A 14,629-nucleotide genomic window follows, 5' to 3' on the forward strand; every position below is an offset into this window, starting at 1 on the left:
GATTACTTAAATCTTCTTGAAGAGAATCTATGTTAATATTTAAGGTTTAAGGAATTTGAGGTAAATTTACGTAAAGTACTACTTTTGGAATCCACTGCATTTTATGCTATCATCTCATTCTTCTCAGCATCGTCAATCAACTCTGTATTACTAACAATTGGCTATCTTAATCATCAAAATACATTAATTTATTAGCAGAAAATATAATAGTTAATCCTTATTCTAACCCAACACTTCAGCAAAGGTTAGTATTCTATGTTATTTCAGCACTTGCATTTGGAATAATAGTACTTATAAATATTCTGCACTCTAAATGGGGATATAAGTTAGTAACAAGCCTGGGGATTTTCTCGATCCTTACTGTAATAATTGCAATGATCGTAATTGCAATCAACAGTAATCATTTTAATTCCTCTGTATTACCTCTACTTAAAGACTTTAATGTAACTGTGCCGTCAAACTTGCCTAAGACCATATTACCTTACTCAATATCATTACCAGCTACACTTTCTCTTTTACCTCTATTTGCTCTCTATACGTATCCTTGGATGAACGCAGGTCCCGCTGTAGCTTCTGAGTTTAGAGGAGACAGAGTCTCTAAATTTAATGTGTTCTTCTCTCTATTAATTACTGGAATTTTAGTAACATTAGGATTTCTTGAAATGGATGTTGTTGTGGGGTATTACTTTAATTTAAATGCTTATCCATCTGTAATTTATAACTTTTGGACAGTAGCTATGGCGTTATCCTTAAATCCAATAATACAATGGATATTGGGACTTGGGTTAATACTCTGGAATTACTTCGTCTTATCATATGGCGTCCTAGTATTTTCAAGATACGTATTTGCCTTATCGTTTGATAGAGTATTACCTGAAAAATTCTCGCAACTTAACGCACATGGATCTCCAGTTTACGCTCACATCTTAGACATAACACTAACGCTACTATTCCTCTTAATTCCAGTATTTTCAATAGATGCACCGTATCACTATATGGTGCGTCTATAGTTGGAATGTTATATTTCCTAGCAGTAGGTATTTCAGCCATAACATTTGGGCAAAAGAGTAAAAGTAAGTTAATGAGGATTGCAGGTATTCTAATGACGATCTATTTCATATATCTGACCTATGAAGCTGCAACAAATCCCCTATTCGGTTTCTCAACAACAACTGGTGTTAATATTATTACTTTGTCATTTGTGCTAGGGTCTTTCGTATCCGGCATAATAATATGGAGTATAATGAAGTACATTAATTCCAAGTAAGGAATAGATCTATCATTAACCTTTAAAGAAATTCCTCCAGAGTAGGTCAAATATTTTCTCAGAAAACATTATCAATTTCTCAACATCTTTTCCATCAAGCTCTAAGGGTATTGAATATCCTAACCTAATTTTGATCTCATCTAACAATCTGATGCTATCCCTTTCTTTAATTCTAATTTCTGCAAGTCTATCATTATTCGAATATCTTGATATTACTCTAAAAAGCGCATCAAAATCAAGATACCACGGTATGTCAGCTCCTAACTTGATTAAGGTCGCATTTAATATCAAGTATAGGGACTCTTCGGCAGCAATAGCTGCTATTTCATAAAAGCCTGAATTAAAATTAAATTTTGATGCACGTAAAAGTTCATTTGCTTTTTGCAATAATGGTTCTAGGTTCATAATATTAACAATTAAATTACGCTTTTTAATTTTCTTTACACTTAACCTTTACTTTATGGACATTTTATCAATAATTTCCTTTGGCATCTCAGTTGATTTCCAAATTTTTGGATTAATTGCTATCTGTATTACGTATCCTTCAGTTGTCAGTTCTCCATCCCTTAAAATCCTAAAGTCAAACCTTATTGTTTTGCTAGTTAAGATTTTTTGGCTCAATAAAATAGTAAGCTTATCCCCTAACTTAACTGGTTTATGATAAACTGCATGGGATTCCAATATAACAAACCACAAATTTTCATTGACTATAGGATATGGTATTCCAACTTTTTCTCTAACAAATTTTTCTATAGTATTGGTAAAAAATCTATAATATGCAGCATAGTGTGCTATACCTTGCGCGTCAGTATCATAGATTCTAACTACGTCTTCAAAAACGTATTCTATATTCTCCATACTCTATGCGTTATTTATTATGGTTTTTATCTTTTTACTCAAAAACGTAATCATGATTTAGGAAATATAGCAACTATTGTAAGATCACTGAATTCATAGTTTTCGTTCAATAACGAAACTAAGTCATCATAATCCCTTCTTCTTTCATCATCATAACTAAGTTTCTCAAAGATCACTATTCTACAGTTTAAATTATTATCATAAAGGAATTTAGCTATTTTTTGTGGTCCATCTTTATAAGGTTCTGGTATTACCACAGCTACACGGCCCATTTTCAATATGTTAAGAAGATCATTCAAGGATTTCGATATGTCTCCCCTTACATGTAAGGTTACAAAACCGATAAAACTTATGTCAAGACCTAGTCTAGAAAGTGCAATATTTAGAGATGATACTCCAGAGATTATGTGTACTTTGACATCTTTACTTGCGGCTATATTCTTTATTTTTTCTACGAATTGCCAGTCGGATACAGAAGGATCTCCATGATCAAGTATTGCAACATTCTCAGTTTTTCCCATTTCAATAATCTCTTCTAGTGTTTCTCTCTCTTTTTTATAAGTTAATACTACCGTTCGTTTGCCTTCCAATATTGGCCGAAATCTTTCTAAAACTGATTCCCATCCAGCAACTATTGAGCTATCCTTTATAGCCTTATATCCCTTTAATGTTATGTATTCGGGATCACCGGGACCGACTCCAATTATGTAAACTGGAATTTCACTCACCTTCATAAGTTGCTACTGCAATAGTGGAATTTCTACTTATTGCAATTTTCCTCAATATTAGTTTTGAGTTACTTCCGCCAGCTATTAGGGCCGAAATTTCAGCTACTCCTTTTAAACCAACTTGAGTAAGGGTTTTACTCGGAGGAGTAAGACATGGATTTGTAAAACTGTTTATCTCCTCTTCATTTACTAATCTAAATTTAACGTTAAATTCATCAGCTATTTTCTTGACTTCTTCTCGAATAGACGCAATAATGCCAATCCTCTCTCTTTTCAGATTGAGCCTTTCTAACACATTGAATACTCCATTTTTAATCTCATCTAATTTTACGTCCTTTTTAGACCCTATACCTATGGATATCTTTAACGGCTTAAGCCATACAACTATCTTATCCTTATACTCCTTATTGTTATTCAACGATATTATGTAATTACACTCCTCACTATTTACCTTAATATTGTCAGGGAATTTAACGTTAATATCAACACCATCTAAGCAAACATACTCATCTCTCAGTAATGCTGCGTTTATCTTGACAATATTTTCTGGATTTAATATTTTAGCAACAAGAATGTTCGCTATTCTTTCAACACTTAACTTGCCTTTTAATTCAGCTGCTGTAGTTATTATTGGTGTAGAGTTTAAGATTATAGATAAGTCTCTTGCGACATCATTAGCACCCCAATGTCCACCAAGAAGGGGTATAACGTAATTTATCTTATCGTCAATACATATTATTGCAGGATCTTCAGTCTTAGATTTTGCGTATTTACAAATAATTCTTGTGGCTCCTTCTAGTGCCATTACAAATATAATTGCATCGTAACATCTCCATACTGTTTCGACATTTGCATCTTTATACTTAAAATGTACCACAGGTATCTCAAAATTTTTCAGCTTTTCCTTAATTATCTCACCTGCATTAAAACCATCTTCAGAAGCTGAGATTATGGCAATTCCTCGCCATAAGTTTTCTATCATTATTAATCTTCCTCTACTTTCCAAGGCCTATATGAATGATTATGCTTAGGATCATATACACTAGATCTCACCATATTCTTGATATGCTGTGGGTCTGCAGCAAGTCCTACTATTATCACTGAATCCCTATATATCTTAGCTTCTCTAACCTTACTTACGATATCAGCTAAAGTCCCTTTGATTATCTTTTGCTCAGGCCAAGTTGCACGATAAACCACTATTACTGGAGTATCATCAGTTAATCCTGCTTCCTTTAGATCGTTAACAACTCTATCAATGATATGTATTCCAGTATAGATTACCATAGTAGCTCCGATCTTTACCATTTTGGCAAAATCTTTTATAGAACCTTGCATTGGGACTCTTAATGAGGCTCTTGTTATAATAACAGTTTGGGAAAGCTTAGGGACCGTTAATTCAATCGGTATTACAGAAGCTGCAGCTATTGCTGCTGTAATACCTGGTATAACTTCAAATGGGATCCCAGCAGCTTCTAATGCCCACATCTCTTCAAATAACGCTCCATAAATTGATGAGTCCCCGGATTTGAGTCTAGCAACCAGTTTTCCCTCACTTGCTTTTTTGACCATTATTTCTACTATCTCATTTAAAGTAAGCGATGAACTATCGTATATTTCAGCATCTTTTCGGGACCATTTCAATATTTGTGGATTTACAAGGGAACCCGCATAGACTATTACATCAGCAGTTTCTATATACTTCTTAGCCTTCACTGTAATTAGTTCCGGATCTCCTGGACCAGACCCTATGAAAACTACTTTTCCTACCATTATATCACCTTTTCTTTCTCAAAGCTATTATCATCGAAAAATAATCCTTTTCATTAATAATCTCTTTTTCCATATTAACTAACTTCTCCTCATTCATAAAACATCTTCTAGCATAAATTAAGTCATATTTTTTAGAAAGTACTTGAGTTATTTCCTTAATGTTTTCATTAGCTTTAAGTACTACTATAGTCTCGAATATTTCGCTAGCTTTTTCAATAGAATCTAGTCTTGAAGCTGGTATTATACTTATTGAATCATCAGAATTCGCTAAAGATATCATGGCTTTCGAGGCACATGCAGTTATGGAAGAAACGCCGGGAATAATTTCTACGTTAATATTACATGGCAATTTATCTTTTATCCTAAAGAATGTGCTATATAACGTGGGATCACCTAAGGTGACAAAAGCAGTGTCCCCTTCACTTTCATTACAGATCTTCTCTCCTATCTTTTTCAACTCATTTTCATTAACGTCCTTTGCCATGGGAAAGCCTAATAGAACTATCTTTGAATTGCTGTTAGCATATTTCTTAACTATGTTCTCTGCAATACTTCTATTGGTTCCAGTGGAGTATGGAACGAAGATAGTTTTAACTTCCTTAAGGATTTTAGCTCCTTTTATAGTAATTAACTCTTCATCACCGGGTCCTAAACCAATCACGTAAAGTTTCATTGTTTTTCACCAGAAATTATAAATATTGGATTTCTCGCTAGCATTGCAGTACCTACCTTGGTTTTCATACCTTTTGCAATGATTACTTCTGTTATCTCTATATTAGTGAATCCAATGTTCTCCATTGCAGATACGGCATTATTTACAGTTTCTAATAGTATAGCATCAATAACAATCCTTCCACCCTTCTTTATCATTCCCCATGAGGCTGATACAATTTCCTTAATTTTCTCTGACCCACCTCCAATAAAAATCCTATCAAACTTCTCATTAATCATAAACAATACCTCTGGTGCTTCACCTTTAATGAGAACTATATTGTTTAAGACTCCGAATTTTTCAGCATTTCGTCTAGTTAAGTTAATTGCTTTCTCTTCTTTATCTATACCGTAAACTTTCCCATCACTTCCAACTAGTAATGAAGCCTCTACAGTAACGCTTCCCGTGCCACATCCAATATCTAAGACTGTATCACCTTTTCTTATCCTCAATTTGGATAAAGCCAAAGCTCTTATCTCCTCTTTAGTCATTGGTATTTCCTCATCTCTCTCAAAGAAGTTATCCGGAATTCCCGGTACAATGTAGTTCCATTCCATTTAACATCCCACCCTACTTAAAGATTCTCCATCGTAATCGAAAATAATTACGCAAAAGTTTATATCATCATTAAAACTTTTTATCCTACTCAATATTTTCTCCGCTACAATTTTCATTACCTTTCTCCTCTGCTCCTTTGTCATATACGTGAAAGCCTCTTCAACTGATAAAGCGTTTGATATTTTAATTAGAACATCATAGGGAAGTCCTGCTAGAACTGAAGCGTGAGTTAATGACTCCAGTCTAGCGTCACCTTGTGAATAATGAGTGTTGAAAATACCTGCATATACTTTAAGAAGTTTTGCAGGTAATCCAGCTAGTATTATCTTCTTGAAAAGACTACTCGCTAACTTTATCGAATCTCCTATCCTATCCCCTACTTTTATAATACTGGTACTGTCAAATAACTCTGATGCGTACTTTGCTGCAGAATTTCCTGGGGCAATTACTACGAAGTCATAAGACTGCTTAATTACGTTAAGCTCACATTTAATATGCTCTAAGTAATCCTCATCGCTAATTGGCGTCTCAATACCCGTAGTACCTAGTATTGAGATTCCACCTACTATTCCAACCATTTTATTTAAGGTATTTTCAGCAAGGCTTTCTCCATTTGGTACCTCAATTAATATCTGTATTCCTTTATCTGTAACTTCCCTTATTGCGTTAATTATCATATCCTTTACAGTAGGACTTATAGCCATCTCCCCCATAGTTGCCTTTAATCCACTTCTGGTAACTTTACCAACCCCCTTTCCTCCAACTATAACGATTTCATTATTCTCATTTAATTTAACGCAACATCTAATTACTAATCCATCTAGTATATCTGGATTATCTCCAGAAAATTTCTTAACTTCCGCACATGCAATTTCATTCTGTATCTCAACTTTTTCCACTGGTATTTCAAGTCTTAATCCTATAGGCGTGGGTATTACTACCGTGCTTCTTTTCTCTTTATTAAGTAATCCTATAACGGCTGCCTTTGCGGCTGCAGAAGCTGCTGCTCCAGTGGTTATTCCAAATCTTTTCAAAGAGTTTATTATCATAGTTCATATTTCCTCTCGTAACCTCTTGGCGTTATCATGTAGTTTTTATAGCTATATGTAAGCGAGTTTCCTATTATCATCGTAGTAGTCATACCTATTTCATTCATATGCTCTTTCCATGATGATAAGGTTGTGATTACTATGTTCTCATTATTCCTATATGCACTCTTAACTAACCCTACTGGGGTATTTGGCTTCCTATATTTTGAAACTATATCCATAACTTCAATTAATAAATTCTCATTAATTAAATTATAAAATACTATTACGAAATCACCCTCTGCAGCCTTAGTTACTTTATGTAAAATTTCCTCTCGTGGTATTAACAGATCACTTAAGCTTATTACGACGAAGTCGAGAGAAAGAGGACTTCCCAATCTTGCAGCAGCTGCCAGCGCAGCAGTTACTCCAGGTATTACTTCAACGTCTAAATCCAATTTTCTTCTGGCGATCAAGTCAAAAACCAAACCTGCCATTCCATAGACTTGAGGATCGCCACTAGATACTAAGGCAACTGTATTGTTGGAATCTAAGGCTTTTTCTATTGCAGTATTAGCCCTAAATACTTCCTCTTTCATTCTAGCCCCTATTACTTCCTTTTTGCCATCTAGGACGTCAGATATTAACCTTAAGTACGTATTATATCCAATTATTACGTTTGACTTTTCCAAAACTTCTTGTGCCCTTATAGTTCTTTGATCTTTTGATCCCGGTCCGATTCCAACAATATATAATTTCCCCAATTTCATCCCTCCATTGCCATTTTGATAATTTCATTAATAATTGCCACTGCTATACCGCTCCCACCGTAAGTTCCCGTTAACACTACAGATGGAATTTTACTCTCAACTAATGCTTTCTTGGACTCCTCAGCGTTGGTGAAGCCTGGTGGCGTTGCTACGATAAATGGTATATCAACTCCTTGTTTAATTAATTTAATCGTCTCGATAAGTGCAGTGGGAGCGTTTCCTATGACAACTACCTTACCACCTTGTCCGACTGATAATCTCATAGCAGCTGCAGCTCTAGTTATTCCTAACGTCTTCGATAGTTCCTTTGTCCTTTCGTCATCTATCATACAAGTAACCTTTTTCCATCTAATACCTACAGCTACCATTTTCACATCAGTTACAATTTCACTTCCAGCCCTTATTGCCTCAATTCCCATATCTAAGTTAGTTACCTTTAAATATCTCGCTATTTCTGGGTTTCCAGATGCGAAAATGGCTTTGCCTATTACTCTTTTTTCCCTCTCATCTTTAACGTCCAAATTTGATAGAATATAGTTCATACTTCTCTCTTCGATTTCGTAAGGATCCTCTATATATTCGAGAGTTGGTAAAACGTCTAGTGCTCTTGCCAATCTATAATACAGTGCCAATCCAATTAAGGGTGATGATGAAAGTGGCTCAGTAACGTACAATTCTACTTCCTTTCCACTTACCTTACCTAATTCCCAACTGTTTAATTTTTGAATTCCTAACTCGCCCATTATATCTCTAAAGACGTGATTTCCTCTTCCTAAAAACACTAACCCTATTATTACCCTCCTATACCCTTCTTTAATGATCTCATTTAATAATGATCTCCAATCAGGTTTGGCGAATTCATTGTAAGTTAAATATATGGGTATTGAAATCTTATCTTTTAAGTAATTTATCATACCTTCAATATCATTATTATACGTCTCTCTTCTTGAACCATGGCCTATTAGCATTATTGCAGTATTGGATTGTCTATCCACATATTCATTTCTTTCATCTAGTATTTAAGGATTGTTAATATATGCGTTTATAACTCGTTTATGATCTACCAGATAATATTGCACATCTTAAGTTAAGGCTGTTATAATACCAGTTAACATTAGAACTCAATCCTTATCGTGCTAATAAGTGACATATACTATAATAATAAAAGAGAAAATTGAATAGTAATAACCTAGTTCAATTCTGATAAACTATAATTAGTAGTTGCTACTCTTGTCGATATAGCCAATAGAAGTTCCAGTTATTTATATTATTAATCCTATATATTACACTAAGGTGATAATAAGGTGATAACGAACGGAGATTTATAAAGTACAAATGTGTATAACGTAGATAATACTAAATACTTTATTAATTTATACCGTATATATCATGGTTTTTTGTCCGTATTCATAATATGAGGGATTTGATCTACGTACATATCTAGATATCTTTAATAAAAATCAGTTTCAATACAATGGAGCTTGTTAATGTATTTAAGAACATTTTTGACACCAATTAAGCCAGACTTCTAGTGGGTCTCTGATCTCAATCATAGAACGTAAAGCTTCTGATATTATTAAGTTAATTATTGCACCGTTTCCATCCGAATCTTTCCTCGTACTCTTTTACTTTAGTCATAGAAGTGGACTGGTTTTTGTCTAATGGTATCAATCCAATTATCTTATCTCCATCGTAAATGTACATGAAGTACCTATCATCTACTAGTACTAATCTATAGCAGAACATTTTTAATATATATATTGCTTATCTTGATAATAAAAATCTAACAGGAATAGTGTTATAAAGATAACTTGCCATGTTGTCTATTATTTTCTCTTTTACCATTTTTCCATTTGACCAGCTAAACAGAGAAGGTTCTAAGTAACAAGCAAGAGCACATGCGTTACAATTTTCATATTTCTCCCAAGGATAAGTATTCCATAATTTTACTATATTAACCTCCCAGACTTTCTCAGTTCCACTATACTCATTTAACACGTAGCAAGGGAGGACTATTCTACCTTGTGGGTCAATATTGATGGTTAACCAGGGTTTACATTTCCATGGTATTTCATAATACCAAGATTTAATTATTGCCTCAAAGTAATCTATAGATTCCACTATGGGATAACCCCTCTTTTTTAGCTCAATTATTAGCCTTAGTATATCGTAAAGTTTCCTCTTATCTGGACTTAATTTCTCAGCTGTAGAGTAATCGTATTCAACTTGTATACTAATATTAACATTAAGTTTACGTGCAAGTTCAATTACATCCTTAACTTGATCCATATTTTCATTGGTTATTGTAAAGCTAATTGCCACTGGTATATATTTCCTAGCTTCCTTTATACCTTCAACAGCCCTTTCAAATGCACCCGAGATTCCCCTAATTTTATCATGCACATAGCCTATTCCATCTATGGAGACAAATAAGTAATCTAGGTATTCACCTATACTTTTAGCCCTATCTTTAAGTAACCATCCGTTTGTAACCAATGAAGTATAGAATCTCGTGTAAGACTCTTCCAGAATTTGCTCTAAATCTCTTCTCAGCAGTGGTTCTCCACCCTCGAATCCCATGAAAAGGACTCCTGCTCTTTCTAGTGATTTTAACATCAAAACCTCTTCTTCCAAAGATAGTAATTTTTCATCTTTCCTTCTCCAAAAAGGACACATTTTGCATCTTAAGTTACACGTATATAGCAACTTGTGTCCCGCAATCAGAGGTAATTTTCTAACTCCAAGTCCTAGAAGTGTCCTTTTTACATTCCCTAGTATCATAGGTTTTAAAGTTGACATATTTAATTAATATACAAACACATGTATTAATCTTTTGCGAAAAGTTAAATATCACAAATTTCGTTAGTCAAGTTATGCCAACTGTGAAACTCACAAAGAACGTTATAGTTGTAACTGGTAGTCCAAATACGTTGATTTATGATAATAGAGTTGTGATAGATCTAGGAGGAAAGAACTCCTCCCTAGATATAAACGCAGAAGTTCAATTAGCGACACATGGTCACGCTGATCACATAGCTGGTTTATTGAAAAGGGATGCTAAAATAAGATATCTTCCTAAGGAGGACTATTGGTCATTAACTCTAATGGGAAGAAGAGCTATGATTTATGAATGTAGTTCAAAGGATTCCGAAATCTTTGTATTTGACTACGTTAAAGAAAACCTAGACTCCTTAAATGAGGAAGTTCGAAATTCGGAAATTGAAGTAGTAAAATTGCCAGGGCATACACCAGGCCATAGTGGATACATGGTTGATAATATTCTATACGCAGGAGATGCATTTTTTGGCGAGAAAGTGCTAGAGGGTTTCTCAGTTCCATTTTATACTGATTTCTGGGCTGCATTAGAGTCACTGGATAAAGTTAAAGATTTAGTAAAGACTGTTGATAACATAGTAATAAGTCATGGTCCAGTGTACACTAATAAAAATAAAATGGTCTCAATTTTAGAGAGTAATATCACTTATGCTCAAAAGTTGATTGGAAAAATCTTAGATCTACTATCAAATAGTGAGCTTACAGTTGAGGAGATTGTGGTCAAGTTAAAGCCAGATCTAACACCGGCTAATGTATTGCTAAATTCAGTTGTTGTGAGATCAATACTCCTTGGGTTAGAGAATATTGAATATAACGTATCCCAAAGAGGGTTGGTTTTTAGAAGAAAGGTTCATTAAAGAATGCAAAGGATAGATGTAAGTGCGATGTTTATAATTCTGTATAGTTTCTGTTATAACCAAAGTGGTTTATACGTCACGTTATCGTGAAAATATGCCTGAACAAATTGATTTTAAAGTGTCTCTTTATCAGGTGTCCATCTGAAATTAAATAACTCTCATTGCAAAATATATAACTCTCTAATTACAACATAACTATTATGTCATATGCTTATTATAAAATATAACTTGCGTAATATTCGGTACTATTAAAGTAATTTTAGGTAAATATATGATATGGTTAATACCGATTCGTCACGTTGTTTGTAGTAAACCTGACGGTGAAGTTAATTCCTTAAATATGTTTCCAGTTAGTATGAGAACTACATAATAACTTATTGAGCTTAATATTATTAGTATTCCTATAAAATATAGACTGACATGAAGTGATTTGCCATATGCCAATGTTATAGCTATTCCATTAGCGAAACTCAATATTAATAATATAATTAGAAATATTCGTGATATAACGTCTATATTAACTTCTGAGAAACTAAATACCGTAGATACGTTCTGGGTTGAAAATATATTATTTAGCATATTTACTATTGATATTAATGCAGCAGATACCCCTGCTGAAGCTGTTTGTAATGCATATATTGATGTTTCAAAAGCTCTTCCATTTTGCTCTTTTCTAGATCTTATATTCAAAATTGAATCACCTATCTTACTTAAAATCTCTCCAATTATCATAACATTCCCTCCCATACTTATCGTTTCAAATAATACTTTGCTTAACATGCTCACTAATATGCTTCCACTTTCGTCTCCTATCAATGTAAATATTTTTTCTTTATTAATTCCGAAGTTTAATCTATTTAGCGCTCTTCTGACTAAAGGCTTCACGTCTCCTAAATCCCCCCTTAATACAGCCATCAGAGACTCTTTTAAATTACTTACTATTGCATAATTTCTCGAAAAGTACCTTATAAAGAGTAAGAAATATCTTTCTATTCTATAGATTTTATTTTCATATAATCTATATCTAAGACCAATTCCTAATAGAGCTATACCACTTCCAATTAAAACTATATATGAAGTATATATTACTGAAAATATTATTGAAAGAGATATTGCGAATGTCAGAAGGAGTTTATCTATAATGTTGTACCTAATGTAATTTTCTGGTCTATATAATAGATACATAACTAATGTTAAATTTCCTAGAAGTGCTAAGGATAAGATAGTAAGCTGAGTTATTAGGGTTGTTCCTCCACTATAAATTAAGGATAAAATTGTGATGTCAGCTACTAAAAAGGTAAGGGAGCTATTTAATGTAGCATAAATTGTAAGAAAATTATTCATTGATTCTATTAACCTAGCAGAATAGGCATTGTATTCAGATAATGTAAAATCGATTTCTCTTGACAAGTACTCTATCATGTCATCACCAAAAGTTACTGCTTGTGATAATCGTATTAAGAATTCTTTCAAGTATCTAATGTTGAGGTTCTTAATGCTGTAGGTTATTGCAGATGAGAATTTATATCTATACTCAGAAACTAAATTTCTTATTTTTTTGAACACTTTGGTATATGGTTTAAACGAGTCTTCCTTACTTAAATGCAATATAACGATTTCTGGTGGAACTCCTGAGGAAAATAACGCAAGCATAAAAGCTAGCATAAAAATATATTTAGAGTCTACTTCATTTCTTACATTAAATATTCTTAGCATATTTTATCATCTCTTCTATGCCAACTTGTCTAGCTCTTAATATTTGATTCCAAACTTCAAAATAATTAAAAATTTTTTTACTTATAAGTATTTTTAGAAATTCCGCCCTTAAATTTAATTCATCATAAAGAATTCCTATATTTCTACGTTCTATTCCTCTTCTAACTGCAACCTTATTTTCTATAAGGTATGAAGCTCCTCTTCCGGCGAAAATTATCTTATCTTCTGTAGGATCATAAGTAAATGCTGGTATATAGACTACGTCATTAGTAACGGGGTCTATATCTATTATCTCATCAACCTCCACTACTCTTCTTATCATATTACCCTTTTTGTCATACAATGCAGTCTGAAATAGTGCTATATTAAGGTTATTAATATAACTTTTAGGTACTTCTATAGGATAACCAGTAAGCCTCTGTACAAGTGTTCTTATATTCGCCGCATGAAACGTTGCCATTACTGAATGTCCAGTCTGCATTGCTTGGAATGCGACATTACCTTCCCTATCTCTAATCTCTCCGACCAGAATGTAGTTAGGTCTTTGCCTTAAAGCGGCTTTAAGTAAGTCGAATAGTTTTACGCTTCCCTCACCACCTGTTTCTCTAGTTACTTCTGCTACCCAATTTGAATGAGGTACCGTAAGTTCAGGAGTATCTTCTATTGTTACTATTTTTAAATTGGGAGGGATAAAAGTGGTAATTGCGTTAAGTGTAGTTGTTTTTCCGGATGCAGTCTCTCCGCAAACGAACAAGTTCATTCCTTCGTCTAACATCATCCATATATATGCTGCTAGAAGTGGAGATAAGGTACCGAATGAGATCAACTGAGTTATACTAATCGGTATTTTACTGAATTTTCTTATAGTCAAATTAGAACCTCTTCTACTTATATCAATTCCATAAACGAAATTCACTCTTGATCCATCTGGCAAGCTTGCATCAATTATTGGTCTGTTATGAGACACTGGTCTATATGTTTTCTCACTTAAAGTAATAATTAGAGTATCCAGTTCCTCTTCATTCTCGATCAATAATGATGTCCTCATAGGACCGAATACCTTATGCACAATGTAAATATGACCTAAGCCGGGAATCGACATATCCTCGATATATGGATCTCTAATTAACGGTTCTAATATCCCTGAATATAACTTATCTCTTATAAAGTGATATATTGCGTATTCTTTTGGCACAGATATTTTTACCTTGTTTAGTATTTTATCTAAAACTTTTCTCATAAATATTTCCTTTTCTTCAATAGTAGGTGGCGGTTCAGAGTCACCAACGGTTTTTGCAAATTTCTCTTCTATTTCTTCCATTTCTTTAGGTTTCGGTCTCGGCGGTTCAATTACTGTATATTGGTTATAGCCGTCTTCTGCCTTTGTACTTTGAACATGGATGTAAATATATTTATCTACCTTGTAAATTATATTGTAATTCTTACTACCTTTCAGTCTATTTGGGTCGTCAATCATTACTGGTTTTTCCTGAAACTTAGATAAGTAATCTTCAATGAAACTCATAG

General features: G+C 33.5%; 15 protein-coding genes and 1 pseudogene. 2 read left to right on the forward strand and 14 right to left on the reverse strand.

From position 1 onward, the window contains the following. Positions 1-81 precede the first annotated feature (81 nt). A pseudogene (locus GFS03_RS02065) lies at positions 82-1,267 on the forward strand (amino acid permease); the annotation flags it as partial. Between the two features lie 15 nt (positions 1,268-1,282). Here GFS03_RS02065 and GFS03_RS02070 read toward each other — a convergent pair. The 12 genes from GFS03_RS02070 to GFS03_RS02120 form a co-directional block, all read right to left on the reverse strand. Continuing rightward, positions 1,283-1,672: a HEPN domain-containing protein gene (locus GFS03_RS02070; RefSeq protein ID WP_153422277.1), complete on the reverse strand. Its 390-nt coding sequence runs from the start codon at positions 1,670-1,672 to the stop codon at positions 1,283-1,285. Between the two features lie 48 nt (positions 1,673-1,720). Next, positions 1,721-2,125: an acyl-CoA thioesterase gene (locus tag GFS03_RS02075; RefSeq protein WP_153422278.1), complete on the reverse strand. Its 405-nt coding sequence runs from the start codon at positions 2,123-2,125 to the stop codon at positions 1,721-1,723. Positions 2,126-2,175: 50 nt separating this feature from the next. Continuing rightward, entirely contained in the window at positions 2,176-2,859 is a 684-nt protein-coding gene (locus GFS03_RS02080) for a cobalt-precorrin-7 (C(5))-methyltransferase (protein ID WP_153422279.1), read from the reverse strand. Next, positions 2,846-3,835, reverse strand: a complete 990-nt coding sequence (cbiG, locus tag GFS03_RS02085) for a cobalt-precorrin 5A hydrolase (RefSeq protein WP_153422280.1) — start codon at positions 3,833-3,835, stop codon at positions 2,846-2,848. The genes GFS03_RS02080 and cbiG overlap by 14 nt, the downstream gene beginning before the upstream one ends. 2 nt (positions 3,836-3,837) lie before the next feature. Then, a complete protein-coding gene (gene cobM / locus GFS03_RS02090; protein ID WP_153422281.1) occupies positions 3,838-4,626 on the reverse strand; it encodes a precorrin-4 C(11)-methyltransferase in 789 nt (262 codons plus the stop codon). A gap of 4 nt (positions 4,627-4,630) precedes the next feature. Continuing rightward, positions 4,631-5,299, reverse strand: coding sequence for a cobalt-factor II C(20)-methyltransferase (locus GFS03_RS02095; RefSeq protein ID WP_153422282.1), 669 nt, complete (start codon positions 5,297-5,299; stop codon positions 4,631-4,633). Then, on the reverse strand, positions 5,296-5,895 hold the full coding sequence (gene cbiT, locus GFS03_RS02100) for a precorrin-6Y C5,15-methyltransferase (decarboxylating) subunit CbiT (RefSeq protein ID WP_153422283.1): 600 nt from the start codon (positions 5,893-5,895) through the stop codon (positions 5,296-5,298). Before cbiT ends, GFS03_RS02095 begins: the two co-directional genes overlap by 4 nt. After that, complete coding sequence (gene cbiD / locus GFS03_RS02105; protein ID WP_153422284.1) at positions 5,896-6,945, reverse strand: cobalt-precorrin-5B (C(1))-methyltransferase CbiD; 1,050 nt, start codon at positions 6,943-6,945, stop codon at positions 5,896-5,898. Further along, complete coding sequence (locus tag GFS03_RS02110) at positions 6,942-7,694, reverse strand: precorrin-3B C(17)-methyltransferase (RefSeq protein ID WP_153422285.1); 753 nt, start codon at positions 7,692-7,694, stop codon at positions 6,942-6,944. Before GFS03_RS02110 ends, cbiD begins: the two co-directional genes overlap by 4 nt. Then, a complete protein-coding gene (locus GFS03_RS02115) occupies positions 7,691-8,689 on the reverse strand; it encodes a precorrin-8X methylmutase (RefSeq protein WP_153422286.1) in 999 nt (332 codons plus the stop codon). The genes GFS03_RS02110 and GFS03_RS02115 overlap by 4 nt, the downstream gene beginning before the upstream one ends. A gap of 586 nt (positions 8,690-9,275) precedes the next feature. Further along, positions 9,276-9,440: a hypothetical protein gene (locus GFS03_RS13315; protein WP_167738474.1), complete on the reverse strand. Its 165-nt coding sequence runs from the start codon at positions 9,438-9,440 to the stop codon at positions 9,276-9,278. 18 nt (positions 9,441-9,458) lie between these two features. Beyond that, on the reverse strand, positions 9,459-10,493 hold the full coding sequence (locus tag GFS03_RS02120; RefSeq protein ID WP_153422287.1) for a PTO1314 family radical SAM protein: 1,035 nt from the start codon (positions 10,491-10,493) through the stop codon (positions 9,459-9,461). A 74-nt stretch (positions 10,494-10,567) separates the two neighbouring features. On the opposite strand from GFS03_RS02120, the gene GFS03_RS02125 reads away from it, so the two are divergent. Continuing rightward, positions 10,568-11,386, forward strand: a complete 819-nt coding sequence (locus GFS03_RS02125; protein WP_153422288.1) for an MBL fold metallo-hydrolase — start codon at positions 10,568-10,570, stop codon at positions 11,384-11,386. Between the two features lie 294 nt (positions 11,387-11,680). On the opposite strand, the gene GFS03_RS02130 is transcribed toward GFS03_RS02125, so the two are convergent. Next, positions 11,681-13,102 (reverse strand): type II secretion system F family protein, encoded by a 1,422-nt coding sequence (locus GFS03_RS02130; RefSeq protein WP_153422289.1) that lies wholly within the window; start codon positions 13,100-13,102, stop codon positions 11,681-11,683. Beyond that, positions 13,086-14,627: a type II/IV secretion system ATPase subunit gene (locus GFS03_RS02135; RefSeq protein WP_153422290.1), complete on the reverse strand. Its 1,542-nt coding sequence runs from the start codon at positions 14,625-14,627 to the stop codon at positions 13,086-13,088. Before GFS03_RS02135 ends, GFS03_RS02130 begins: the two co-directional genes overlap by 17 nt. Between the last annotated feature and the right edge of the window lie 2 nt (positions 14,628-14,629).

The sequence above is a fragment of the Sulfolobus sp. E5-1-F genome (assembly GCF_009601705.1).
Classification (GTDB): Archaea; Thermoproteota; Thermoprotei_A; order Sulfolobales; family Sulfolobaceae; genus Saccharolobus.